Genomic DNA, 25,513 nt, shown 5'->3' on the forward strand with positions numbered 1-25,513 from the left:
TGCGGCCCGCGGACGGGCCGCCGGAAAAGTCAGTGGCTGACGTTGTCGACGGCGATGGCCTCGCCGCTGACATCGGCGTAGTGCGGCTGGCGCTTGGCGATGATCAGGTAGAGCATTCCGGCGATGCCGGCACCGATCAGCCAGGAGAACGGCGAAACGCTGTGGAAGCCCGGCACCAGCGCCAGGACGATGGCGATCAGCGCCGCGGGAATGAACGCCGCCACGGCGCGGACATTGACCCCGCGGCTGTAGTAATAGGCGCCCGCAGGGTGTTCGCTGTAGAGCTGCGGCACGTGGATCCGGCCTTTGCGGATCAGCCAATAGTCGACCATGATCACCCCGTACAGCGGGCCGAGCAGGGCGCCCAGGCCCGACAGGAAGTACACGATCACCAACGGGCTGTTGTAGAGGTTCCACGGCAGGATCAGCACGGCGAGGGTGGCGCTGATCAGTCCGGCGCGGCGGAAGGTCAGGTACTTCGGCGCCAGGTTGCTGAGCACGAAGGCCGGGGCGACGAAGTTGGCCATGATGTTCACCGCCACGGTGACGATCAGGAACGCCAGGCAACCGAGCACCAGGAAAAAGGTGTTCGGGATCGAGGCGATGATTTCGGTCGGGCTTTCGATGATTTTCCCGTTGATCTGGAACTGCGCGCCGCACAGCAGCACGGTGATGCCGGCGAACACCAGGATGTTGACCGGCAACCCCCAGAAATTGCCGACCTTGATGGTCTTGCGGCACGGCGAAGAGCGGGCGAAGTCGCAGAAGTTGAGGATCAGCGTGCCGTAGATCGCCAGCCACAGCGCGCCGCCGGCGAAGATGTTGCGCCACATCTCGGCGCCGGTCAGCGGCTCGCGGATCGACCAGGCGATGGTCGCGTCGGCCTGGGCGTACATCCACGCGGCGAGGCAGGCGACGGTCAGCAGGATGACCGGGCCGGCGAACGCTTCGTAGCGCCGCACCATTTCCATGCCGTAGGCCAGGATCGTCAATTGCACCAGCCAGATCGCGACGAAGCACACCCAGCCCAGGCTCGACAGGCCGAGGATCGAATCGTGGTCGTACTCGGCGAAGCCCGGATGGATCGCCGTGAGCAGCACGCGGAACACCACCGAGGCGAGGTAGGTCTGGATGCCGAACCAGGCGATGGCGATCACCGCCCGGATCAGGGCCGGAATCTGCGCCCCGTGGATGCCGAAGCTGATCCGGCTGATGACCGGGAACGGCACGCCGGTCTTTTGCCCCATGTAGCCGGACAGGTTCATGAAGAAGTACACCAGCGTTGCGCCGATGCCCAGCGACAGCAGGATCTGCCAGCCGCCCAGGCCCAACGCGTACAGGCCGATGGCGAAGGAGTAGTTGGCGATGTTGTGCACATCGTTGGTCCACAGGGCGAAGATGCTGTAGCGGCCCCAGCGCCGGCCTTCGGCCTTGGTCGGCGCCAGGTCGCGGTTGTGCAGGCGAGGGCTCAGTTGCAGCGGTTCAGCGGCATCGTCACCGGTCACGGTTCGGTCGGGGGAAGCGGCGGGCAGATTCAGCGCGATGTTGTTGGAGAGACTTGTACGCATTCCGGCAGGCTCCTGATGTCCGGGCCGCGATGACTGTGCATGAGCGTTCGGGCTCGACAAATCTTCGTCGCGGCCAGTGAGGCATCACTGGTGATGGGGCGTCTGCAGCCTGTACGGGATAGGGCGCTTCAGGCGTGCGGATCGAAAGTGTGTGTATGTCTTGGATATTTTTGTATACAAAACATGCATGCACTTAAGCCAGATACGTGCCAGTCGGAGATCTATGGAAAGCGTCGCTCATTTCGAAAAGTTATCGATTGGCGATAAGTGACTGAAATGGAGACGATATAAATTGACCGGTTGAACAGGTATTTATTTTTCGCCGGGGATTTTGAGGAGGAGTGAAAGTAGGGCGGGGGAGCGCCGGGTGTAACTTTTCAGGGCGCAGAAACGAAAAGTGCACACATAAATGGCACGGATGGTGACATTCATGTGTACACATTTTGAGATTGGTGAGATCTGTGTAGGAGCTTGCCTGCAAGCGATGAGGCCAGCACTGCCGACATCGATGTTGTGTGACCTAGCGCTATCGCCAGCAGGCTGGCTCCCACAGGGATCCCAGGTGTTTGCGGAACCTGAGTCCGCCGCAAGATCCTGTGGGAGCCAGCCTGCCGGCGAAGGGCGTTACGCCTTGCTGATGATGTTCCCCGCGTGCAGCCCGCATTCCTTCTGGGTCGCTTCTTCCCACCACCAGCGGCCTTCGCGTTCGTGCTGGTTCGGCAGCACGGGACGGGTGCAGGGTTCGCAGCCGATGCTGATGAAGCCGCGCTCGTGCAGGCTGTTGTAAGGCAACTCCAGCATGCGGATGTAGCCCCAGATCTCCTCGCTGGTCATCTGCGCCAGCGGGTTGAACTTGTACAGGGTGCGCTCCGGTGTGGAGAAGGCCGAATCGATCTCCATGACCGCCACCGCGCTGCGGGTGCCGGGGCTCTGGTCGCGGCGCTGGCCGGTGGCCCAGGCCTTGACGCCGGAGAGCTTGCGCCGCAGCGGTTCGATCTTGCGGATGCCGCAGCATTCGCCATGGCCGTCCTTGTAGAAGCTGAACAGGCCCTTTTCCTTCACGAACGGTTCCAGTTTCGTGTGGTCCGGCGAGACGATGTCGATGTCGATCTTGTAGAAGTCGCGCACCTGATCGATGAAGCGGTAGGTCTCCGGGTGCAGGCGGCCGGTGTCGAGGCTGAACACTTTGACGTTCTTGTTCAGCTTCCAGGCCATGTCCACCAGCACCACGTCCTCGGCGCCGCTGAAGGATATCCACAGGTCGTCGCCGAACTCGGCGAAGGCGAGCTTCAGGATGTCCTGCGGGGATTTGCTGGCATAGGTCGTGGCGAGTTCCACGATGTCGAACGTTGCACTCATCAGGGCGGCTTCCTACAGGTCGGTGGCGCTGGGCGCTCTATGTGGCGCCGATGGTAACAAAAAGCGCGGCCCGCCGGGGCGTGCTCTGCGTTGCGCGGCCGGGGGCGAGCGGCTAGAGTTCGGGCTCGCTCGACTCGATAAACAATACAAACGGAGTGTCGTTGTGGAAATTGCCTGTCTTGATCTTGAAGGGGTGCTGGTGCCGGAAATCTGGATCGCCTTCGCCGAAAAAACCGGAATCGAAGCGCTGAAGGCCACCACCCGGGACATTCCCGATTACGACGTGCTGATGAAGCAGCGCCTGCGGATTCTCGACGAGCACGGCCTCAAGCTTTCGGATATCCAGGAAGTGATCGCCACCCTCAAGCCGCTGGACGGCGCGGCTCAATTCGTCGACTGGCTGCGCGAGCGCTTCCAGGTGGTGATCCTGTCGGACACCTTCTATGAGTTCTCCCAGCCGCTGATGCGCCAGCTGGGCTTCCCGACCTTGCTCTGCCACCGTCTGGTCACCGACGAAAGCGGGCGGGTGACCGGCTACCAGCTGCGTCAGAAAGATCCCAAGCGCCAGTCGGTCCTGGCCTTCAAGAGCCTGTATTACCGGGTGATCGCCGCCGGCGATTCCTACAACGACACCAGCATGCTGGGCGAGGCGGATGCCGGGATCCTGTTCCATGCGCCGGACAACGTGATCCGCGAGTTCCCGCAGTTCCCGGCGGTGCACAGCTTTGCCGAGCTCAAGCAGGAGTTCATCAAGGCGTCGAACCGGGACTTGAGCCTGTAAGGCTTATTGTGGCGAGGGAGCTTGCTCCCGCTCGACTGCGCAGCAGTCGCCGGTCTTGCGGGAGCCAACTCCCTCGCCACACCGCTCAGAGGTCCTGCAAGGTTTCGAGCAGGACCTTCACCTTGGTGATCGACTCCTGGTATTCCGCCTGCCAGTCCGAGTCGGCGACGATCCCGCCCCCGCCCCAGCAGCACACCTGCCCGTCCTTGACCAACAGGCTGCGGATGGCGATGGAACTGTCCATTTCGCCCCGCACGTCCAGGTACAGCAACGAGCCGCAGTAGAGGCCGCGTCGGGTCGGCTCCAGTTCGTCGATGATCTGCATCGAGCGGATCTTCGGCGCGCCGGTGATCGAGCCGCCGGGGAAGCTGCCGGCGATCAGGTCCAGCGCATCGCGGCCGTCCGCCAGCTCGCCGGTCACGCTGCTGACCAGGTGGTGCACGTTCGGATAGCTTTCCAGGCTGAACAGCTCCGGCACCCTCACCGAGCCGGTGCGGCAGGTGCGGCCCAGGTCGTTGCGCAGCAGGTCGACGATCATCAGGTTTTCCGCGCGGTCCTTGGGGCTGGCCAGCAGTTCGGCGGCATTCGCGGCATCTTCGTCCGCCGTCGCGCCGCGGGGGCGGGTGCCCTTGATCGGCCGGGTCTCCACCTGACGCTGGCTGACCTTGACGAAGCGTTCCGGCGACAGGCTCAGCACCGCGCCGCCGTCGGGCAGGCTCTGGAAGCCGGAAAACGGTGTCGGGCAAGCCGCGCGCAACGCGCTGTACGCCAGCCACGGATCGCCTTCGCACGGGGCGCGGAAGCGCTGGGCAAAGTTGACCTGATAGCAATCGCCGGCCTGGATGTACTGCTGAATGCGCTCGAAGGCCTGACGGTACTCGTCGGCCGAGAGGTCGGCCGCCATCGGCGCCTTCAGGCTGAACGGCGTCAGCGGGGCGGTCGCCGGCCGGCTGAACAGCGCGATCAACCGCTGCCTTTCGCTGTCGCCCACCGAGGGATGGAACACCAGTTGGCTGGTGGCCGCCAGGTGATCGCTGATCAGTGCCCAGTCGTACAGGCCGAAGCGTGCGTCGGGCAATTGCAGGTCGTCCAGGGCCCGGCTCGGCAGGTTCTCCAGGTGCCGGCCGAAGTCGTAGCTCAGGTAGCCGATCAGGCCGCCGGCGAACGGCAGTTCGCTGCCGTCGGGCAATGCGGCGTCGCCCAGGCGTGTCAGTTGGCTGCGCAGGCGTTGCAGGAAACGTTCGCCGCTTTCGTCCGGCAACACCGCCAGATGCTCCAGCGGCCAGGCGCTGAGCAGGTCGAAGCGGCCGCGGTCGGCGCTTGGCCGGCCGCTGTCGAGCAGTACGGCGCCGGGGGCGTGGCGGATCGCCGCGAAGTAGTCGGCTGGGTTGGCGCGGTAGGGCAGCGGGTGTACGGAACAGGTCGGCATGGGCGGGGCGGATCGGCCATCGAGGCGGGGTGGGGATTGTAGTCCCCTCAAGGGTTCGCTCCTAGAGGGGATGTCGGGATGAGGCAAATGGCGAACGGTTGCCATGGCCCTGTGACGAGGGAGCTTGCTCCCGCCGGTTGGCGACCGCTTTGCGGTCGAGCGGGAGCAAGCTCCCTCGCCACAGGGGATCAGCCCTCGACCGCCGGGATGTGCCCGAACATTTCCTGGGTGAACGCCACGCGCTCGGCCACCGTCTCGGTGATGCCCCGGGCCTTCAACTGCTCCAGGTGCGCCTCGACCGCATGGGTGCGCGACGTCAGCCCGCAGTCGTTGGCGATCTGGATGTTCAGCCCCGGCCGGGCGTTGAGCTCCAGGATCAGCGGGCCCTTGTCCTGGTCCAGCACCATGTCCACGCCGATGTAGCCCAGGCCGCACAGCTCGTAGCAGCCGGCGGCGAGCTTCATGAAGCCGTCCCAGTAGGGCAGCTGCACGCCGTCCACCGCGTTGGTGGTGTCCGGGTGCTTGCTGATGAAGTTGTTCAGCCAGGTGCCGCGCAGGGTCAGGCCGGTGGCCAGGTCGACGCCGACGCCGATGGCGCCCTGGTGCAGGTTGGCCTTGCCGTTGGACTGGCGGGTCGGCAGGCGCAGCATGGCCATCACCGGGTAGCCCATCAGCACGATGATGCGGATGTCCGGCACGCCTTCGTAGCTGATGCTGCGGAAGATCTGGTCCGGGGTCACCCGGTATTCGATCAGCGCCCGGTCGCGGTGCCCGCCCAGGGAATACAGGCCGGTGAGGATGCTGGAGATGTGGTGCTCGATCTCCTCGTGGCTGATGATCTTGCCCGACACCGTGCGGTAGCGGCCCTCGAAGCGGTCGGCGACCACGATGATGCCGTCGCCGCCGGCGCCTTGGGCCGGCTTGATCACGAAATCGTTGCGCCCGCCGATGATCTCGCCGAGCTTGTCGATTTCCTTCTCGGTGGAGATCACGCCATACAGTTCCGGCACATGGATGCCGGCCTTGAGCGCACGTTCCTTGGTGATGATCTTGTCATCGACGATCGGGTACAGGCTGCGCTTGTTGTACTTGAGCACGTAGTCCGCGTTGCGCCGGTTGATGCCCATGATGCCGCGGGCTTCCAGGGCCTTCCAGGTCTTCCAGAAACCGAACATCAGGCGTCAGCCTTCTTCAGGAAGGCCTTGAAGCGCACCAGCTCGGTCAGGCGGTAGCCGCGGTAGCGACCCATGGCCAGCATGAAGCCCACCAGGATCAGCAGCACCGCCGGGAAGGTGAACACGAAGTACACCAGCTCCGGCACGGTCATGATCAGGTGCGCCAGGGACGCGGCGAACAGCGTGCCGATGGCCACCTTCATGGCGTGGCTGGCGCCGCGCTCTTCCCAGGTGATCGACAGGCGTTCGATGGTCATGGTCAGGATCACCATCGGGAACAGCGCCACCGACAGCCCGCGCTCAAGCCCCAGCTTGTGGCTGAACAGGCTGATGGCGGCGATCAGCACCACCACGAAGGTCAGCACCACCGACAGGCGCGGCAGCATCTGCAGCTTCAGGTGCTCCAGGTACGAACGCAGCGACAGGCCCAGCGCCGTGATCACGGTGAACAGCAGGATGCCGAAGCCCAGCTGCGTCTCGCGGAAGGCCAGGGCGATCAGCACCGGGGTGAACGTGCCCAGGGTCTGCAGGCCGATCAGGTTGCGCAGGATCAGGATCACCAGCACGCCGATCGGGATCATCACCATGATCATGAAGGTCTGCTGGGTCTGCAGCGGCAGGCCGTACAGCGAGTATTCGAGGAAGTTGGCGTCGGTGTTCTCGTCGGTCAGCTTGGCCAGGCGGATGGCGTTCATCTCGCTGTTGTTCAGGCTGAAGGTCACGTTGGCCTTCTTGCCGCCGTCGACGGTGATCAGGTTCTCGTCGCCGATCCACCACAGCAGGCGGTCGGTCGGCAGGCCCTGTTCGCCGGTTTCCGGGTTGAAGTACAGCCAGTCGGTGCCGTTGAAGCTGCGCAGCCACAGTTCAGGCATCTGCGGCTGGTCGGCCACCAGGCGGATGGTGTGCACCTTTTCCACCGGCACGTGGGCGATGGACAGCAGCAGCTCGACGATCTTGGCCTTGTGCGCGGTGGACGGATCGCCCGCCAGCAGCAGTTTCACGTTGTCGTCGTTGACGTTGTTGACCCGCTTGATCGCCTCGCCGATGAAGGTCTCGACGTCGGCCGAATGCTGGCGGATCGGCGCGAGCAGGGCTTCGGCGGCGATCTTCTCCGGGCCTTCGATGGCCATGCTGTCGCGGAAGGTCGGGCCCTTGATCTTGGACTTTTCGGCGGTGTAGCGCTTGGTCAGCACCAGGCGGTAGTACAGGGTCTGGTTGCCCTTGGCCCGGCGCGCCGACCAGGTGACCTTGCGGTTGCCGTCGATGCGGTTGACCGCCACCCCGTAGTTGTTGGAGATGAAGCTCTCATTGAGGCTGACGTAGTCGCGGCTCAGGGGCGGCACGAACATCTGGATCTTGACCGGATCCTTGGTGCTGGCGACGAACTCGACCTTGGCGTCGATGTTCCACAGGTCGTCGGTGGCGTCTTCGGTCACCGGGATGCCGAGCACGAAAATCTGATAGGCCGTGACCGAGACGCCCAGCAGCACGAGGACGGCGATCAGGATTTTCAGGTGGAAGGTAAGAGAACGCATTGAAATTACTCGGCGGTATGAGCGGCGATGGCGCAGGCGGGTTTGCCGGCAGCGTATTTAAGACTGGGGTCGACCAGCGCATCGAAACGCTTGAGCGCTTCGGAGCCGATCAAAAGCGGGTATTGGAACGCACTGCGGTCGGTCAGGTTCACTTCGATGCTGCGCATCGCCGAGCCCATGCAGATGTCCAGCTCGATCACCGGGCGGGCGGTGTACTTCTTGCCTTCTTCCGGGTCGTAGTCGCCGGCGCGGCGCTTGATCTTGCTGACCCGGGCCAGCGGCCGTTCGATCGGGTGCGAATGCGCCGCGTCAATGGCCAGGTAGAAACGCACCCAGGATTCGCCGTTGCGCTTGAAGCGCTTGATGTCGCGGGCGCTCAGCGAGGCGGTCTTGGCGCCGGTGTCGAGCTTGGCCGCGACTTCCAGGTTGATGCCGTCCAGGGCCGCGTACTCGTTGAGGCCGTACACGGTCTTTTCCCCCGCGGCGGCGAGGCCGGGCAGGCAGAACAGCGCGAAAAATGTGGGGAAGGGCTTGAGTCTCATAAATCCTGGCGAGCAGCGTTCCGTTCACGGTTCAGGGCCATGGCATCAGGATGTCCTGTCTGCCCATGCGCCTTCGGGTGCCTATCAGCTTTTTATGACAAGCCGTGCAAATGACCTGCAAATGCGGGCGGCATTCTAGCACGGCGGCTTTATGGCGCCAGCGCCGGGAGCCGTCTATAACCCTTGGGGTTGAAATCGCGGGTTATTAGACGATTGTCGACAATATCTATTTATCCTTTGACTGATGCGGGCTGATTGGCTAGTTTTTGCCGCATTGGAAAACAAGGTGTCGACAATATGCTGGATCAACTCGATCCTCCGGTCGCCAGCGGCGACGATTCGGAAACGCTCTCGGAAAACGTCTTCCGGCGCATCCAGGCGGCCATCGTCAAGGGTGAGATCGCCCCCGGCAGCAAGATCTCCGAGCCGGAGCTGGCGCGCACCTACGGCATCAGCCGCGGCCCGCTGCGCGAGGCCATCCATCGCCTGGAAGGCCAGCGCCTGCTGGTGCGGGTGCCGCACGTCGGGGCGCGGGTGGTGTCGCTGAGCCACGCCGAACTGCTGGAACTCTACGAGATCCGCGAGTCCCTCGAAGGCATGGCGTGCCGCCTGGCGGCCGAGCGCATGAGCAGCGAAGAAATCGACGAACTGCGCCAGGTGCTGGAGACCCACGAGCGCGACGCGGCGTTCCAGGCCGGGCTCGGCTACTACCAGCAGGAAGGCGATTTCGACTTTCACTACCGGATCATCCAGGGCAGCGGCAACCGCACCCTGACCCAGATGCTCTGCGGCGAGCTCTACCAACTGGTGCGCATGTACCGCATCCAGTTCTCCACCACGCCCAACCGTCCGCGCCAGGCCTTTGCCGAGCACCACCGGATTCTCGACGCCATCGCCGACCGTGACGGCGAACTGGCCGAACTTTTGATGCGCCGCCACATCGGCGCCTCCAAACGAAACATCGCCCGTCACTACCAGGACGGCGCCAACCCGACAGCCACTGAACGAGGTGAGTCATGAGTTCCAACCAGAACACTCCAGGCCAGCGTTTTCGCGACGCGGTCGCCAGCGAGCATCCGCTGCAAGTGGTCGGCGCGATCAACGCCAACCATGCGCTGCTGGCCAAGCGCGCCGGCTTCAAGGCGATCTACCTGTCCGGCGGCGGGGTGGCCGCCGGCTCCCTCGGCGTGCCGGACCTGGGCATCACCGGCCTGGATGACGTGCTGACCGACGTGCGCCGCATCACCGACGTCTGCGACCTGCCGCTGCTGGTGGACGTGGACACCGGTTTCGGCGCCTCGGCGTTCAACGTCGCGCGCACCGTCAAGTCGATGATCAAGTTCGGCGCCGCCGCCATCCACATCGAGGACCAAGTCGGCGCCAAGCGCTGCGGCCACCGTCCGAACAAAGAGATCGTCACCCAGCAGGAAATGGTCGACCGCATCAAGGCCGCCGTCGACGCCCGCACCGACGACAGCTTCGTGATCATGGCCCGCACCGACGCCCTGGCCGTCGAAGGCCTGGAGTCCGCCCTGGACCGCGCCGCCGCGTGCATCGAGGCCGGCGCCGACATGATCTTCCCGGAAGCCATCACCGAGCTTGAGATGTACAAGCTGTTCGCCAGCCGCGTGAAGGCGCCGATCCTGGCCAACATCACCGAATTCGGCTCGACGCCGCTCTACACCACCGAGCAGTTGGCCGGCGCCGACGTGTCGCTGGTGCTGTATCCGCTGTCGGCGTTCCGCGCCATGAACAAGGCGGCCGAAAACGTCTACACCGCGATCCGCCGCGACGGCACCCAGCAGAACGTCATCGACACCATGCAGACCCGCATGGAGCTCTACGACCGCATCGATTACCACACCTTCGAGCAGAAGCTCGACGCGCTGTTCGCGCAGAAGAAAGGCTGAACCAGATCCTGTAGGGGGCGGGCAGGCCCGCCCCATAAGTTTCCCAGACAAATTCAAGAAGATTGGAGACAGCAATGGCCGAAGCAAAAGTACTCAGTGGCGCCGGGCTCCGGGGTCAGGTCGCCGGGCAGACCGCACTGTCCACCGTGGGCCAGGCCGGTGCCGGCCTGACTTACCGCGGCTATGACGTGCGCGAACTGGCGGCGGATGCGCAATTCGAAGAAGTGGCGTACCTGCTGCTCTACGGAGAGCTGCCGACCCAGGCCCAGCTCGCCGACTACCAAGGCAAGCTGAGCAAGCTGCGCGACCTGCCGCAGGCGCTCAAGGAAGTGCTGGAGCGCATTCCCGCCGACGCCCACCCGATGGACGTGATGCGCACCGGTTGCTCGTTCCTGGGCAACATCGAGCCGGAGAAGGACTTCTCCGAGCAGCGCGACAAAACCGACCGCCTGCTGGCCGCGTTCCCGGCGATCATGTGCTACTGGTACCGCTTCAGCCACGACGGCAAGCGCATCGATTGCGTGAGCGACGAGCCGTCCATCGGCGGCCACTTCCTGCACCTGCTGCACGGCAAGAAGCCGAGCGAGCTGCACGTCAAGGTGATGAACGTCTCGCTGATCCTCTACGCCGAGCACGAGTTCAACGCCTCGACCTTCACCGCCCGCGTGTGCGCCTCGACCCTGTCGGACCTGTATTCCTGCGTGACGGCGGCCATCGGCTCGCTGCGCGGCCCGCTGCACGGCGGCGCCAACGAAGCGGCGATGGAAATGATCGAGCGCTTCTCGTCGCCGGAAGAGGCGATCAAAGGCACCCTCGGCATGCTCGAGCGCAAGGACAAGATCATGGGCTTCGGCCACGCGATCTATAAGGACAGCGACCCGCGCAACGAGGTGATCAAGGGCTGGTCGAAGAAGCTCGCCGACGAAGTGGGCGACACGGTGCTGTTCCCGGTCTCCGAGGCCATCGACAAGACCATGTGGGAGCAGAAGAAGCTGTTCCCCAACGCCGACTTCTACCATGCCTCGGCGTACCACTTCATGGGCATCCCGACCAAGCTGTTCACCCCGATCTTCGTCTGCTCGCGCCTGACCGGCTGGGCGGCGCACGTGTTCGAGCAGCGCGCCAACAACCGCATCATCCGTCCGAGCGCCGAGTACACCGGCGTCGAACAGCGCAAGTTCGTGCCAATCGAACGTCGCTGAATGGTGGAGGCCAGGCACCGATACCGAAGTTCACCAAAGTCCTTGTGGGAGCTGGCTTGCCAGCGATGACGGAGTCATATCCAGCATCGATGGCAGCTGACCCGCCGCAATCGCTGGCAAGTCGAGTCGTCGCACCGCAGCTCCCACAAGGTTCGTGTGAATTTCGAGGTTGATGCCAGGCCTCGCCCTTTGAAACTACCGTGCCCCGAGTCCTGACCGATGAACACACAATTTCGTAAACAACTGCCCGGCACCGCCCTGGACTACTTCGATGTCCGCGCAGCGGTCGACGGGATCCAGCCCGGCAGCTACGACACCCTGCCGTACACCTCTCGCGTGCTGGCGGAAAACCTCGTGCGTCGCTGCGACCCGGCCACGCTCACTGATTCCCTGAAACAACTGATCGAGCGCAAGCGCGACCTCGACTTCCCGTGGTTCCCGGCCCGTGTGGTGTGCCACGACATCCTCGGCCAGACCGCGTTGGTGGATCTGGCCGGCCTGCGCGACGCGATCGCCCAGCAGGGTGGCGACCCGGCGCAGGTCAACCCGGTGGTGCCGACCCAACTGATCGTCGACCACTCGCTGGCGGTGGAGGCGGGCGGGTTCGACGCCCAGGCGTTCGAGAAGAACCGCGCCATCGAAGACCGCCGCAACGAAGACCGTTTCCACTTCATCAACTGGACCAAGAAAGCGTTCAAGAACGTCGACGTGATCCCGCCGGGCAACGGCATCATGCACCAGATCAACCTGGAGAAAATGTCCCCGGTGATTCAGGTGCGCCCAGATGAAAACGGCAAGCGCGTGGCGTTCCCCGACACCTGCGTCGGCACCGACAGCCACACCCCGCACGTCGATGCGCTGGGCGTGATCGCCATCGGCGTCGGCGGCCTTGAGGCCGAAAGCGTGATGCTCGGCCGCGCCTCGTGGATGCGTCTGCCGGAAAGCGTCGGCGTCGAACTGACCGGCAAGCTGCAGCCGGGCATCACCGCCACCGACATGGTGCTGGCGCTGACCGAATACCTGCGCAAGCAGAAGGTCGTCGGCGCGTGGCTGGAGTTCTTCGGCGAGGGCGCCTCGGCCCTGACCCTGGGCGACCGCGCGACCATTTCCAACATGGCCCCGGAATACGGCGCCACGGCGGCGATGTTCTACATCGACCGGCAGACCATCGACTACCTCAAGCTCACCGGCCGCGACGACGAGCAGGTGCAACTGGTCGAAAACTACGCCCGCACCACCGGCCTGTGGGCCGACAGCCTCAAAGGCGCGCAATACGAGCGCAGCCTGAGCTTCGACCTGTCCTCGGTGGTGCGCAACATGGCCGGCCCGAGCAACCCCCACGCCCGCGTGGCGGTGGCGGACCTGGCCGCCAAGGGCATTTCCGGGCAGTGGGACGACGTGCCGGGGCAAATGCCCGACGGCGCCGTGATCATCGCCGCCATCACCAGTTGCACCAACACCAGCAACCCGCGCAACGTGATCGCCGCCGGCCTGCTGGCGCGCAACGCCAACCGGCTGGGGCTGACCCGCAAGCCGTGGGTCAAGTCGTCGCTGGCGCCGGGCTCCAAGACCGTGGCGCTGTACCTGGAGGAAGCGGGGCTGGGCAAGGAGCTGGAGCAGCTCGGCTTCGGCGTCGTGGCGTTCGCCTGCACCACCTGCAACGGCATGTCCGGCGCGCTGGATCCGGTGATCCAGCAGGAAATCATCGACCGTGACCTGTACGCCACCGCCGTGCTCTCGGGCAACCGCAACTTCGACGGGCGGATCCACCCCTACGCCAAGCAGGCGTTCCTCGCGTCGCCGCCGCTGGTGGTCGCGTATGCCATCGCCGGCACCATCCGTTTCGACATCGAGAAAGACGTGCTGGGCGTGGCCGACGGCAAGGAAATCCGCCTGAAGGACATCTGGCCGAGCGACGAAGAGATCGAAGCGGTGGTCAAGGCGGCGGTGAAGCCTGAGCAGTTCCGCCAGGTCTACATCCCGATGTTCGCGATCCACGAAGACACCGGTCCCAAGGTCGCGCCGCTGTACGACTGGCGCGAGATGAGCACCTACATCCGCCGTCCGCCGTACTGGGAAGGCGCGCTGGCCGGCGCCCGTCCGCTCAAGGGCATGCGCCCGCTGGCGGTGCTGCCGGACAACATCACCACCGACCACCTGTCGCCGTCCAACGCGATCATGCTCGACAGCGCCGCCGGCGAGTACCTGGCGAAAATGGGCCTGCCGGAGGAGGACTTCAACTCCTACGCGACCCACCGCGGCGACCATCTCACCGCCCAGCGCGCGACCTTCGCCAACCCGAAACTGTTCAACGAAATGGTGCAGGAGAACGGCAAGGTCAAGCAGGGCTCGCTGGCCCGGGTGGAGCCGGAAGGCAAGGTGATGCGCATGTGGGAAGCCATCGAGACCTACATGGACCGCAAGCAGCCGCTGATCATCATCGCCGGCGCCGACTACGGCCAGGGTTCGTCCCGTGACTGGGCGGCCAAGGGCGTGCGGCTGGCCGGGGTCGAGGCGATCGTCGCCGAAGGCTTCGAGCGCATCCACCGCACCAACCTGGTGGGCATGGGCGTGCTGCCGCTGGAGTTCAAGCCGGGCACCGACCGCAAGACCCTGGGCATCGACGGCAGCGAGACCTACGACGTGATCGGCGACCGCACGCCGCGCACCGACCTGACGCTGGTGATCCACCGCAAGAACGGCGAACGCGTCGAGGTGCCGGTGACCTGCCGCCTCGACACCGCCGAAGAGGTGTCGATCTACGAGGCCGGCGGCGTGCTGCAGCGCTTTGCCCAGGACTTCCTCGAAGAATCGGCGGTCGCCGTCTAATCCACGTTGTGCCGGCGCGGGCCTTGCGGTCCGCGCCGGCGATTAAGGAGCACCATGGCTCACGCACTACAGATCAAGATTCCCGCCACCTACATGCGCGGCGGCACCAGCAAGGGCGTGTTCTTCAGCCTGCAGGACCTGCCCGAAGCGGCCCAGGTGCCGGGCCCGGCCCGCGATGCCTTGCTGCTGCGGGTGATCGGCAGCCCCGACCCTTACGAGAAACAGATCGACGGCATGGGCGGCGCGACGTCGAGCACCAGCAAGACCGTGATCCTGTCCAAGAGCATCAAGGCCGACCACGACGTCGATTACCTGTTCGGCCAGGTCGCCATCGACAAGCCGTTCGTGGACTGGAGCGGCAACTGCGGCAACCTGTCGGCGGCGGTCGGTTCGTTCGCCGTCAGCAACGGCCTGGTCGACCCCGACCGCATTCCCCGCAACGGCGTGGCGGTGGTGCGGGTGTGGCAGGCCAACATCGGCAAGACCATCATCGCCCACGTGCCGATCACCAACGGCGAAGTCCAGGAGACCGGTGACTTCGAGCTCGACGGCGTGACCTTTCCGGCGGCCGAAGTGCAATTGGAATTCATGGATCCGGCGGCGGAAGAAGAGGGCGGCGGCGGTTCGATGTTCCCCACCGGCAACCTGGTCGACGACCTGGAAGTGCCCGGCGTCGGCACCTTCAAGGCGACGATGATCAACGCCGGCATCCCGACGATCTTCGTCAACGCCGAGGACATCGGCTACAAGGGCACCGAGCTGCAAGGCGCGATCAACGGCGACCCGAAGGCGCTGGCGATGTTCGAAACCATCCGCGCCCACGGCGCGCTGCGCATGGGCCTGATTTCCCGTCTCGAAGAAGCGGCCCAGCGCCAGCACACGCCGAAGGTGGCGTTCGTCGCGCGGCCTGCGGATTACCTGGCCTCCAGCGGCAAGGCGGTGGCGGCCGAGGACGTCGATCTGCTGGTGCGCGCCCTGTCCATGGGCAAGCTGCACCACGCGATGATGGGCACGGCGGCGGTGGCCATCGGCACGGCGGCGGCGATCTCCGGGACGCTGGTGAACCTGGCGGCCGGCGGCACCGAGCGCAATTCCGTGCGTTTCGGCCATCCGTCCGGGACGCTGCGGGTCGGCGCCGAGGCGAGCCTGGAGAACGGCGAGTGGGTCGTGAAGAAAGCCATCATGAGCCGCAGTGCGCGGGTCTTGATGGAAGGTTTCGTCCGCGTGCCCGGCGACGCCTTCTGACCTGAACGGAACAAGGTGCGGGAGCCTGTCGGGCGGTGTCTTCACTGGCGTCATCGCCAGCAGGCTGGCTCCCACCTTGTATTGCGGCGACCGCACAGGCTGCATCCACCCGAGATCCCTGTGGGAGCCAGCCTGCTGGCGATAGCGTCAGCCCAGGCACCGCAGCAAAATCGATACAGCCGCATTTCCACAATAAGAACGCGTTAGCCCTGAACCGAGGTCCCCTCAACGAACCACTTCACGGAGTGAATCGACCATGAGCGCCAACGTTGACCAGAATGACCGTCCCGACTACGACCGTGTCCTGCAGGACATCGCCGACTACGTCCTCACCTTCAAGACCGAATCCGCCGAAGCCCTCGATACCGCCCGCAACTGCCTGATGGACACGCTGGGCTGCGGCCTGCTGGCCTTGCGCTTTCCCGAATGCACCAAGCATCTGGGCCCGCTCGTCGAGGGCACCGTCGTGCCGTTCGGCGCGCGGGTGCCGGGCACGCCGTATCGGCTCGATCCGGTGAAGGCCGCGTGGGACATCGGCTGCGCTGTGCGCTGGCTGGACTACAACGACACCTGGCTGGCCGCCGAGTGGGGGCATCCGTCCGACAACCTCGGCGCGATTTTGGCGGTGGCCGATCACCTGTCGCAGCAGCGCGTGGCCCGGGGCGATGCGCCGCTGGACATGCGTGCGGTGCTCGAAGCGATGATCATGGCCCATGAGATCCAAGGCGTGATCGCCCTGGAAAACTCGTTCAACCGCGTAGGGCTCGATCACGTCATCCTGGTGAAAGTCGCCTCCACCGCCGTCAGCGCCAAACTGATGGGCGCCAACCGCGAGCAGTTGCTGTCGGCGTTGTCCCATGCCTTCGCCGACGGCCAGGCGTTGCGCACCTATCGCCATGCGCCGAACGCCGGGTCGCGCAAGTCCTGGGCGGCGGGGGACGCGTCGAGCCGGGGCGTCAGGCTGGCCGACATCGCGATGCGCGGCGAGATGGGCATCCCCGGCGTGCTGAGCGCCCGGCAGTGGGGCTTCTACGACGTGTCGTTCAGCCACACCAACAACGACCTGGCGCTCAAGCCCGAAGACCGGCGCGCCTTCAGCCTCTCGCGGCCCTTCGGCAGCTACGTGATGGAAAACGTGCTGTTCAAGGTCAGTTTCCCCGCCGAGTTCCATGCGCAGACCGCCTGCGAAGCCGCCGTGACCCTGCACCCGCAGGTGCGCAACCGCCTGCACGAGATCGACCGGATTGTCATCGCCACCCACGAATCGGCGATCCGCATCATTTCCAAGGTCGGCCCGCTGGCCAACGCCGCCGACCGCGACCACTGCCTGCAATACATGACCGCCGTGCCGCTGGCGTTCGGCAATCTGGTGGCCGAGCACTACGAGGACAGCTTCCACAAGGCGCACCCGATCATCGATGTGCTGCGGGGCAAGATGGTCATCGTCGAGGAGCCGCGCTTCACCCGCGAGTACCTGGAGGCGGACAAGCGCTCCATCGCCAATGCGGTGCAGGTGTTCTTCAAGGACGGCTCCAGCACCGACAATGTGCGGGTGGAATACCCGATCGGCCACCGCCGGCGCCGGGCCGAGGGGATTCCCCTGCTGGAGGACAAGTTCAGGGCCAACCTGGCAACGCGGTTCAGCGGGCAGCGGTGCGCAGAGATCGTTGCGTTGTGCAGGGATCAGGCGCGGCTGGAGGCGACGGCGGTGAACCGGTTTGTCGATCTGTGGGTGGGGTAGGGCAGCTGCAAGCGGCAAGCCTTGAACTGCAAGCGGGTACAGCACCGATCTCGCTTGCGGCTCAAGGCTTGCGGCTTGCCGCTGACCTTATTTGAACCGTCGCTCGACGCCTTTCTCCACCAGGATCTTGGCCGAGATCTCTTCCACCGAGAAATGCGTGGAGTTGATGTGCGGGATGTTCTCGCGGCGGAACAGGTTCTCCACCTCGCGCACTTCGAACTCGCACTGGGCGTAGCTCGAATAGCGGCTGTTGGGCTTGCGCTCGTTGCGGATCGCGGTGAGGCGGTCCGGGTCGATGGTCAGGCCGAACAGTTTGTGCTGGTGGGCGCGCAGGGCGGCCGGCAGCTGCAGGCGCTCCATGTCGTCTTCGGTCAGCGGGTAGTTGGCGGCGCGGATGCCGAACTGCATGGCCATGTACAGGCACGTCGGCGTCTTGCCGCATCGCGACACGCCCACTAGGATCAGGTCCGCCTTGTCGTAATAATGCGTGCGGGCGCCGTCGTCGTTGTCCAGGGCGAAGTTCACCGCCTCGATGCGCTCCATGTAGTTGGAGTTGTGGCCGATGGAGTGGGACTTGCCGACGGTGTAGGAAGAATGCTCGGTCAGTTCCTGTTCGAGCGGGGCCAGGAAGGTCGAGAAGATGTCGATCATGAAACCATTGGACGTGGCCAGGATCTCACGGATGTCCTGGTTGACGATGGTGTCGAAGATGATCGGCCGCAAGCCGTCCGTTTCGGCCGCCTTGTCGATTTGCTGTACCATGGCCCGCGCCTTTTCGACGCTGTCGATGTAGGGCCGGGTGAATTTGCTGAAGGTAATGTTTTCGAACTGCGCCAGGAGGCTTTGACCCAGGGTTTCGGCGGTGATGCCGGTGCCATCGGAGATGAAGAAAGCAGATCGTTTCATTTGCACCTTGGGCCTTAAGCTAGTGAGCAATCTTGGATATAGTAGGCGCGATTTGCTGGCCGCCGATGGCCCGCATTCTCACTTATTTTCCAGGTCCAGGCCATACAGCCGGCCGACGCTCCCCCGAGCCGCCGGTTTCTGAGCTTTTCCAACACCGTTAGTGGAGAGATCACCTTGGTAGAGTACGTAGTTTCCCTCGATAAGCTCGGCAAACACGATGTTGAGCATGTGGGGGGCAAGAACGCATCCCTGGGCGAGATGATCAGCAACCTGGCAGGCGCCGGTGTTTCCGTCCCCGGCGGCTTCGCCACGACCGCTCAGGCTTATCGTGATTTCCTGGAACTGAGCGGTCTGAACGACCAGATCCACAAGGCCCTCGACGCGCTCGACGTCGACGACGTCAACGCGCTGGCCAAGACCGGCGCCCAGATCCGCCAATGGATCATGGAAGCCGAATTCCCCGAAAAGCTGAACACCGAAATCCGCGCCGCCTTCGCCGCGCTGTCGGCCGGCAACCCCGACGTGGCCGTGGCCGTGCGCTCTTCCGCCACCGCCGAAGACCTGCCGGACGCTTCCTTCGCCGGCCAGCAGGAAACCTTCCTGAACATCCGTGGCGTGGACAACGTGATCCGCGCCGCCAAAGAGGTGTTCGCATCGCTGTTCAACGACCGTGCGATCTCCTACCGCGTGCACCAGGGCTTCGACCACAAACTGGTCGCCCTGTCGGCCGGCGTGCAGCGCATGGTGCGTTCGGAGACCGGCACCGCCGGCGTGATGTTCACCCTCGACACCGAATCCGGTTTCCGTGACGTGGTGTTCATCACCGGCGCCTACGGCCTGGGCGAAACCGTCGTGCAGGGCGCGGTGAACCCGGACGAGTTCTACGTCCACAAGGGCACGCTCTCGGCCGGCCGTCCGGCGATCCTGCGCCGCAACCTGGGCAGCAAGGCAATCAAGATGATCTACGGCGACGAGGCCAAGGCCGGTCGTTCGGTCAAGACCGTCGATGTCGACAAGGCCGACCGCGCGCGTTTCTGCCTGACCGACGCCGAAGTCAGCGAGCTGGCCAAGCAGGCGATGATCATCGAGAAGCACTACGGCTGCCCGATGGACATCGAATGGGCCAAGGACGGTGACGACGGCAAGCTGTACATCGTGCAGGCCCGTCCGGAAACCGTGAAGAGCCGCACCCAGGCCAACGTCATGGAACGTTACCTGCTGAAAGAAACCGGCACCGTGCTGGTGGAAGGCCGCGCCATCGGCCAGCGCATCGGCGCCGGCAAGGTGCGGATCATCAAGGACGTGTCCGAGATGGACAAGGTCCAGGTCGGCGACGTGCTGGTCTCCGACATGACCGACCCGGACTGGGAACCGGTCATGAAGCGCGCCAGCGCCATCGTCACCAACCGCGGCGGCCGTACCTGCCACGCGGCGATCATCGCCCGTGAGCTGGGCATCCCGGCGGTGGTGGGCTGCGGCAACGCCACCCAGCTGCTGAAGGACGGCCAGGGCGTGACCGTCTCCTGCGCCGAAGGCGACACCGGCTACATCTTTGAAGGCGAGCTGGGCTTCGACATCAAGAAGAACTCCGTGGACGCCATGCCGGAGCTGCCGTTCAAGATCATGATGAACGTCGGCAACCCGGACCGCGCCTTCGACTTCGCGCAGTTGCCGAACGCCGGCGTGGGCCTGGCCCGCCTGGAATTCATCATCAACCGCATGATCGGTGTCCACCCCAAAGCGCTGCTGAACTACGACGGCCTGCCGCAGGAGATCAAGGAAAGCGTCGACAAGCGCATCGCCGGCTACGACGATCCGGTCGGCTTCTACGTCGAGAAGCTGGTCGAGGGCATCAGCACCCTGGCCGCCGCGTTCTGGCCGAAGAAAGTCATCGTGCGCCTGTCGGACTTCAAGTCCAACGAATACGCCAACCTGATCGGCGGCAAGCTGTACGAGCCGGAAGAAGAGAACCCGATGCTGGGCTTCCGCGGCGCCTCGCGCTACATCAGCGAATCGTTCCGCGACTGCTTCGAGCTCGAGTGCCGTGCGCTCAAGCGTGTGCGCAACGAGATGGGCCTGACCAACGTCGAGATCATGGTGCCGTTCGTGCGCACCCTGGGCGAAGCCTCTCAAGTCGTCGAGCTGCTGGCCGAAAACGGTCTGGCCCGTGGCGACAACGGCCTGCGCGTGATCATGATGTGCGAGCTGCCGTCCAACGCCATCCTGGCCGAAGAGTTCCTCGAGTTCTTCGACGGCTTCTCGATCGGTTCCAACGACCTGACCCAGCTCACCCTGGGCCTGGACCGGGACTCCGGCATCATCGCCCACCTGTTCGACGAGCGTAACCCGGCGGTCAAGAAGCTGCTGGCCAACGCCATCGCCGCGTGCAACAAGGCCGGCAAGTACATCGGCATCTGCGGCCAGGGCCCGTCGGACCACCCGGACCTGGCCAAGTGGCTGATGGAGCAGGGCATCGAAAGCGTGTCGCTGAACCCGGACACCGTGCTGGAAACCTGGTTCTTCCTCGCCGAAGGCCAGGCGTGATACCTAAGTGAACGGCTCGCTCCTTGCGGGAGCGAGCCTGCTCGCGATGACGGCCTGACATCCGGCTTCGATGTCGATGGATGTACCGTTGTCGCGAACAGGCTCGTCAAGGCAAGCGGCAGTCTTTCAGTGATTGAAACAGGGCGAGCGCCTTCGGATGCCGCCCTTTTTTGTGCAAGAGCATTATGCAAAGCAGCAGCAACCTGTTTCCTGTCGCCCTGATCAGCGCCGAGCGGCGCGGCGATCTGAGCGAAGACATCTACCGCCTGAAGCCGGGCAACAGCCCGGACTGGACCGTCGAGCTGGCCGTCACCCGCCTGGGCATGGCCGATGAGCCGGCGGCGCGCGGCGTGCCGGTGATTTTGCTGCACGGCAGCTTTTCCAACCGCCGGTTCTGGTTTTCCCCCAAGGGCCTGGGCCTCGGCGCCTACCTGACGCGCCTGGGCTTCGACGTATGGATCCCGGAAATGCGCGGCCATGGCCTGTCCCAGCGCAACGAGGACTACCGTCGCAACCGCGTCGCCGACTATGCCCGCTACGACCTGCCGGCCATCGCCGCGTTCGTGCGCGAGCAGAGCGGGCAGGTTCCGCACTGGATCGGCCATTCCCTGGGCGGCATCACCCTGGCGGCGGCGCTGGGCGGCGAGTACCTCGGCGAGCCGGCGGTGGCGTCGGCGGCGTTCTTCGGCACCCAGGTGAGCCGCACGTACTGGCCGCTGAAGATTCCGCCGGTGGAATGGAGCGGACGCTTCATCCTCAAGCGCTTTGCGCAGCTGTCCGGGTCACGGCTCAAGCGCGGCCCGGAAGACGAACCGATCGGCCTGGCCCTCGAAAGCATGCGCTGGTACGGCCTGTTCGGGCGTTTCGGCGACAAGGACAAGGACTGGTGGGCCGGCCTTGCCGACGTGAAGGTGCCGGTGCTGGCGGTGAGCGCGGCGGGGGACCATCAGGATCCGGTGTGGGCTTGCCGCAAGCTCTACGAGCAGATCGGTTCCGAGCACAAGCAATTCATCAACCTGGGGCGTGAGCAGGGCTTCAGCGAGAATTTCGGTCACGTCGAGATGCTGGTGAGCAAGGCGGCGCAGACGGACGTGTGGCCGCTGGTGGCGCGCTGGCTGGCGGATCAGCAAACGCCGTTGATGGGCGAGAAGCCGGATCTGGCGGCGGCAGTGTGAGCGGGAGGCTCTGACAAGGGCATTTCGTTCAGGGCGGCTTGCGGCTAAGATATGACGGTTTACGCAGTTCCGGTCACAAATGGTTGCTGTTTGGCGATTACGTTTCAGCGTTTGTTCAGGTTCACTCAGCGACCATTGCCTGAGCCAAGGTAAACGGCAGCCACCGGAACTCGTTTCAACAGCATGCGGCATCCCTGATCGTTTTCCTTTTTACAGGAGTTTTTCGATGATCCATTACCTCACCCCTGACCTGTGCGACGCCTATCCGGAGCTGGTGCAGGTGCTGGAACCGATGTTCAGCAATTTCGGCGGCCGCGATTCGTTCGGCGGCGAAATCGTGACCATCAAGTGCTTCGAAGACAACTCGCTGGTCAAGGAACAGGTCGAGCTCAAGGGCAACGGCAAGGTGCTGGTGGTCGATGGCGGCGGTTCCCTGCGCCGCGCGCTGCTGGGCGACATGCTGGCCGAGAAGGCGTCGAAGAACGGTTGGGAAGGGCTGGTCATCTACGGCTGCATCCGCGACGTCGACGTCATCGCCCAGACCGACCTGGGTGTCCAGGCGCTCGCCAGCCACCCGATGAAGACCGACAAGCGCGGCATCGGCGACCTCAACGTTCCGGTGACCTTCGCCGGCGTCACGTTCCGTCCTGGCCAGTACATCTACGCGGACAACAACGGCGTGATCGTCTCGCCGAGCCCGCTGAAAATGCCGGAATAAACCGCGGTACGCACAGGGGTGAGGATGTTCGAGGAAGACAACGCGCAGTGGGGGCTGGTGCATGCCCTGGTGCTGGACGGCAAGGGCGGAGCGCGTTCGATAGCCCGGACGGACCTGGACGAGCTGCAGCTGCAGGCCCATGAGAGCCTGTGGCTGCATTGGGACCGCAGCCATCCGCAGACCCAGACCTGGCTGCGCAAGTCCAGCGGACTCAGCGAATTCACCTGCGACCTGTTGCTGGAGGAGAACACCCGGCCCCGTCTGCTGCCGCTGCCGGACTCCGAGCTGCTGCTGTTCCTGCGCGGGGTCAACCTCAACCCGGGGGCCGAGCCTGAGGACATGGTCTCGGTGCGCATTTTCGCATCGGCCCAGCGGGTGATCTCCCTGCGCCTGCGGCCGCTGCGCGCCACCGACGAGCTGCTGGCGCTGCTGAGCGAAGGCAAGGGGCCGAAGACGTCCTCCGAACTCATCCTCTACCTGGCGCAGTTCCTCACCAACAAGGTGCAGGATCTGGTCACTTGTCTCTCCGAAAGGGTCGATGACGAGGAAGAAAAGCTGGATGCCGACGAACGGTATACCCCCGAACATGGCGCCAATTTGCACATCCGTCGCCGTGCGGCGGGACTGAAGCGTTTTCTGGCCCCGCAGAGGGATATTTTCGGACAGTTGTCCCGGATAAGGCTGCCATGGTTCGTCGAAGACGATGGCGACTACTGGAACGAATTGAACAACAGCCTGACCCGCTACCTCGAGGAGCTCGAACTGACCCGAGAGCGCGTGGGGCTTGTGCTGGAGGCCGAAGACCGGCGCCTGAACGTGCGGATGAACCGCACCATGTACCGCTTCGGCATCATCACCGGTATCTTCCTGCCGATGAGTTTTCTCACCGGCCTTTTGGGGATCAACGTGGGCGGGATCCCGTTTTCCTCCAGCCCCTATGGCTTCCTGATCGCCTGCCTGACCGTGGTCGCCGTGGCGCTTGGGCAATGGTGGCTGTTCCGCCGTTTGCGCTGGGTATGAAGATGCCGCATGTGACCCGACCAAATTTGCCCGCGTCTTTCACAGACATCACGAGAGGTGCGTATGCACGATCCGTTTGAACAGTCTTTGCGCGACATGCTCAACGCCTCGCCGTCCAGCCGTGACGACGACGCCTGCCTTGGCCGCGTGCTCAAAACCGCCAACCGCCAGGTCGGCGCCGGCGACCTGTTCAGCCTGCTGGGCCGCTGGCTGCCCGCGCTGATGATCGCCCTGAACAACGGCTCGGCCCATGTTGCGCCGGTCTCCCGTCTTCGTAAACCCACCGCCCGCACTGCTGATAAGGCTGATTGAATATGGAACTTGACCTCTGGACTCAGAGCCTCGTCACTGCAATGACTGCGTTGTGGACCAAGATCGCCAACTTCATCCCGAACCTGTTCGGCGCGCTCGTCGTGCTGCTGCTCGGTTTCGTCGTGGCCAAGCTGCTGGACACGCTGCTGTCCAAGCTGCTCGCCAAACTGGGCCTCGATCGCCTGATGGGCGGCACCGGGCTGACCAAGCTGATGTCCCGCGCGGGGCTGCAAGTGCCGATCTCGACCCTGATCGGCAAGATCGTGTATTGGTTCGTCCTGCTGATTTTCCTGGTTTCTGCAGCAGAATCCCTTGGTCTTGAGCGGGTTTCGGCTACGCTCGACATGCTGGCGCTGTATGTGCCGAAGGTTTTCGGCGCGGCGCTGGTGCTGCTCGTCGGCGTCCTGCTGGCCCAACTGGCCAACGGTCTGGTGCGCGGGGCGGCGGAAGGCGTCGGCCTGGACTACGCTTCAGGGCTCGGCCGCATTGCCCAGGGACTGGTGATCATCATCAGCATCTCGGTCGCGATCAGCCAGCTTGAGGTCAAGACCGACCTGCTGAACCACGTGATCGTCATCGTATTGATTACCGTTGGTCTGGCGGTTGCGCTGGCCATGGGCCTGGGAAGCCGGGAAATCGCCGGTCAGATCCTGGCGGGCATCTATGTGCGTGAGTTGTATCAGGTAGGGCAACAAGTGCGTGTTGGCGAGGTCGAAGGGCAGATCGAGGAGATCGGCACGGTTAAAACCACATTGCTGACCGATGAGGGTGAGCTAGTCTCTCTCTCCAATCGGATCCTGCTGGAGCAGCATGTGAGTAGCCGCTAACCCGGCAAACCCTGCTAATGTATGCCGCCGCAAAATGCCAGCCGTCGCTGGCGGCGGTGGACATTGACCTGACTGTCGGCCCGACCTGTTTTGAATAAAGCCCAAACGCTATCCACGCGCTACGACCCCCGCGATCTCTCTGACGAGGAGTTGGTCGCGCGCTCGCACACCGAGCTGTTTCACGTGACGCGCGCGTATGAAGAACTGATGCGGCGTTACCAGCGGACATTATTTAACGTTTGTGCGCGGTATCTCGGGAACGATCGCGACGCAGACGATGTCTGTCAGGAAGTGATGCTCAAGGTGCTGTACGGCCTGAAGAACTTCGAGGGCAAGTCGAAGTTCAAGACATGGCTATATAGCATCACCTACAACGAATGCATCACGCAGTATCGCAAGGAACGGCGGAAGCGTCGCTTGATGGACGCACTGAGTCTTGACCCCCTCGAAGAAGCGTCGGAAGAGAAGGCGCCGAAACCCGAGGAGAAGGGTGGACTGGATCGCTGGCTGGTGTATGTGAACCCGATCGACCGCGAAATTCTGGTGCTACGTTTTGTCGCAGAGCTGGAGTTTCAGGAGATCGCAGACATCATGCACATGGGCCTGAGCGCGACCAAAATGCGGTACAAGCGCGCTCTTGATAAATTGCGTGAGAAATTTGCAGGCATTGCTGAAACTTAGTTCGGCGCAAATAT

At 64.1% G+C, this 25,513-nt stretch carries 21 protein-coding genes; 14 read left to right on the plus strand and 7 right to left on the minus strand.

Annotation, left to right across the window (positions count from 1 at the left end; translation table 11 throughout):
• Positions 1-29 precede the first annotated feature (29 nt).
• Both ACIP0B_RS11445 and ACIP0B_RS11450 read right to left on the minus strand, forming a co-directional pair.
• On the minus strand, positions 30-1,568 hold the full coding sequence (locus ACIP0B_RS11445; protein ID WP_400831962.1) for an NCS1 family nucleobase:cation symporter-1: 1,539 nt from the start codon (positions 1,566-1,568) through the stop codon (positions 30-32).
• A 624-nt stretch (positions 1,569-2,192) separates the two neighbouring features.
• The gene (locus tag ACIP0B_RS11450) at positions 2,193-2,927 is read right to left on the minus strand and encodes a phosphoadenylyl-sulfate reductase (RefSeq protein ID WP_085656306.1); all 735 of its coding nucleotides are present in this window, start codon (positions 2,925-2,927) and stop codon (positions 2,193-2,195) included.
• Between the two features lie 163 nt (positions 2,928-3,090).
• Here ACIP0B_RS11450 and thrH point away from each other — a divergent pair, with 163 nt between their 5' ends.
• The gene (thrH, locus tag ACIP0B_RS11455; protein WP_400831964.1) at positions 3,091-3,708 is read left to right on the plus strand and encodes a bifunctional phosphoserine phosphatase/homoserine phosphotransferase ThrH; all 618 of its coding nucleotides are present in this window, start codon (positions 3,091-3,093) and stop codon (positions 3,706-3,708) included.
• A gap of 85 nt (positions 3,709-3,793) precedes the next feature.
• On the opposite strand, the gene pabB is transcribed toward thrH, so the two are convergent.
• From pabB to ACIP0B_RS11475, 4 genes are all read right to left on the minus strand, one after another.
• A complete protein-coding gene (gene pabB, locus ACIP0B_RS11460) occupies positions 3,794-5,137 on the minus strand; it encodes an aminodeoxychorismate synthase component I (RefSeq protein WP_400831966.1) in 1,344 nt (447 codons plus the stop codon).
• Between the two features lie 188 nt (positions 5,138-5,325).
• Positions 5,326-6,312, minus strand: coding sequence for an alpha-L-glutamate ligase-like protein (locus ACIP0B_RS11465; RefSeq protein ID WP_400831968.1), 987 nt, complete (start codon positions 6,310-6,312; stop codon positions 5,326-5,328).
• Entirely contained in the window at positions 6,312-7,847 is a 1,536-nt protein-coding gene (locus tag ACIP0B_RS11470) for an inactive transglutaminase family protein (RefSeq protein ID WP_400831970.1), read from the minus strand. The genes ACIP0B_RS11465 and ACIP0B_RS11470 overlap by 1 nt, the downstream gene beginning before the upstream one ends.
• A gap of 5 nt (positions 7,848-7,852) precedes the next feature.
• Positions 7,853-8,389, minus strand: a complete 537-nt coding sequence (locus tag ACIP0B_RS11475; RefSeq protein WP_011333239.1) for an ATP-dependent zinc protease — start codon at positions 8,387-8,389, stop codon at positions 7,853-7,855.
• Between the two features lie 297 nt (positions 8,390-8,686).
• Between ACIP0B_RS11475 and ACIP0B_RS11480 the strand changes: the two genes are divergently transcribed.
• The 6 genes from ACIP0B_RS11480 (at position 8,687) to prpD (ending at position 17,316) form a co-directional block, all read left to right on the plus strand.
• Positions 8,687-9,409: a GntR family transcriptional regulator gene (locus tag ACIP0B_RS11480; protein ID WP_085631342.1), complete on the plus strand. Its 723-nt coding sequence runs from the start codon at positions 8,687-8,689 to the stop codon at positions 9,407-9,409.
• Entirely contained in the window at positions 9,406-10,299 is an 894-nt protein-coding gene (gene prpB / locus ACIP0B_RS11485; RefSeq protein WP_085577611.1) for a methylisocitrate lyase, read from the plus strand. Before ACIP0B_RS11480 ends, prpB begins: the two co-directional genes overlap by 4 nt.
• A gap of 74 nt (positions 10,300-10,373) precedes the next feature.
• The gene (prpC, locus tag ACIP0B_RS11490; RefSeq protein WP_400831972.1) at positions 10,374-11,501 is read left to right on the plus strand and encodes a 2-methylcitrate synthase; all 1,128 of its coding nucleotides are present in this window, start codon (positions 10,374-10,376) and stop codon (positions 11,499-11,501) included.
• Positions 11,502-11,720: 219 nt separating this feature from the next.
• On the plus strand, positions 11,721-14,330 hold the full coding sequence (gene acnD / locus ACIP0B_RS11495; protein ID WP_400831974.1) for a Fe/S-dependent 2-methylisocitrate dehydratase AcnD: 2,610 nt from the start codon (positions 11,721-11,723) through the stop codon (positions 14,328-14,330).
• A 54-nt stretch (positions 14,331-14,384) separates the two neighbouring features.
• Positions 14,385-15,575, plus strand: coding sequence for a 2-methylaconitate cis-trans isomerase PrpF (gene prpF, locus ACIP0B_RS11500; protein WP_400831976.1), 1,191 nt, complete (start codon positions 14,385-14,387; stop codon positions 15,573-15,575).
• 256 nt (positions 15,576-15,831) lie between these two features.
• Positions 15,832-17,316, plus strand: coding sequence for a 2-methylcitrate dehydratase (prpD, locus tag ACIP0B_RS11505; RefSeq protein ID WP_400831977.1), 1,485 nt, complete (start codon positions 15,832-15,834; stop codon positions 17,314-17,316).
• A gap of 87 nt (positions 17,317-17,403) precedes the next feature.
• On the opposite strand, the gene ACIP0B_RS11510 is transcribed toward prpD, so the two are convergent.
• Positions 17,404-18,222 carry a pyruvate, water dikinase regulatory protein gene (locus ACIP0B_RS11510; protein ID WP_400831978.1) on the minus strand — a complete coding sequence of 273 codons (819 nt, stop codon included), beginning with the start codon at positions 18,220-18,222 and terminating at the stop codon, positions 17,404-17,406.
• Positions 18,223-18,396: 174 nt separating this feature from the next.
• Here ACIP0B_RS11510 and ppsA point away from each other — a divergent pair, with 174 nt between their 5' ends.
• From ppsA to sigX, 7 genes are all read left to right on the plus strand, one after another.
• Positions 18,397-20,766 (plus strand): phosphoenolpyruvate synthase, encoded by a 2,370-nt coding sequence (ppsA, locus tag ACIP0B_RS11515; RefSeq protein WP_400831980.1) that lies wholly within the window; start codon positions 18,397-18,399, stop codon positions 20,764-20,766.
• 185 nt (positions 20,767-20,951) lie between these two features.
• Positions 20,952-21,941, plus strand: a complete 990-nt coding sequence (locus ACIP0B_RS11520) for an alpha/beta fold hydrolase (RefSeq protein WP_400831982.1) — start codon at positions 20,952-20,954, stop codon at positions 21,939-21,941.
• A 229-nt stretch (positions 21,942-22,170) separates the two neighbouring features.
• Positions 22,171-22,659, plus strand: a complete 489-nt coding sequence (gene rraA / locus ACIP0B_RS11525) for a ribonuclease E activity regulator RraA (protein ID WP_400831990.1) — start codon at positions 22,171-22,173, stop codon at positions 22,657-22,659.
• A 24-nt stretch (positions 22,660-22,683) separates the two neighbouring features.
• Positions 22,684-23,679, plus strand: coding sequence for a zinc transporter ZntB (locus tag ACIP0B_RS11530; protein ID WP_400831984.1), 996 nt, complete (start codon positions 22,684-22,686; stop codon positions 23,677-23,679).
• Between the two features lie 63 nt (positions 23,680-23,742).
• Positions 23,743-23,991, plus strand: coding sequence for a hypothetical protein (locus tag ACIP0B_RS11535; RefSeq protein ID WP_007951986.1), 249 nt, complete (start codon positions 23,743-23,745; stop codon positions 23,989-23,991).
• A 2-nt stretch (positions 23,992-23,993) separates the two neighbouring features.
• On the plus strand, positions 23,994-24,818 hold the full coding sequence (locus ACIP0B_RS11540) for a mechanosensitive ion channel domain-containing protein (RefSeq protein WP_400831986.1): 825 nt from the start codon (positions 23,994-23,996) through the stop codon (positions 24,816-24,818).
• Positions 24,819-24,908: 90 nt separating this feature from the next.
• Complete coding sequence (gene sigX / locus ACIP0B_RS11545) at positions 24,909-25,499, plus strand: RNA polymerase sigma factor SigX (protein WP_400831988.1); 591 nt, start codon at positions 24,909-24,911, stop codon at positions 25,497-25,499.
• The last annotated feature ends 14 nt before the right edge of the window (positions 25,500-25,513 follow it).

This window comes from Pseudomonas sp. NPDC089534, assembly GCF_044749305.1.
Taxonomy (GTDB): Bacteria; Pseudomonadota; Gammaproteobacteria; order Pseudomonadales; family Pseudomonadaceae; genus Aquipseudomonas; species Aquipseudomonas ekonensis.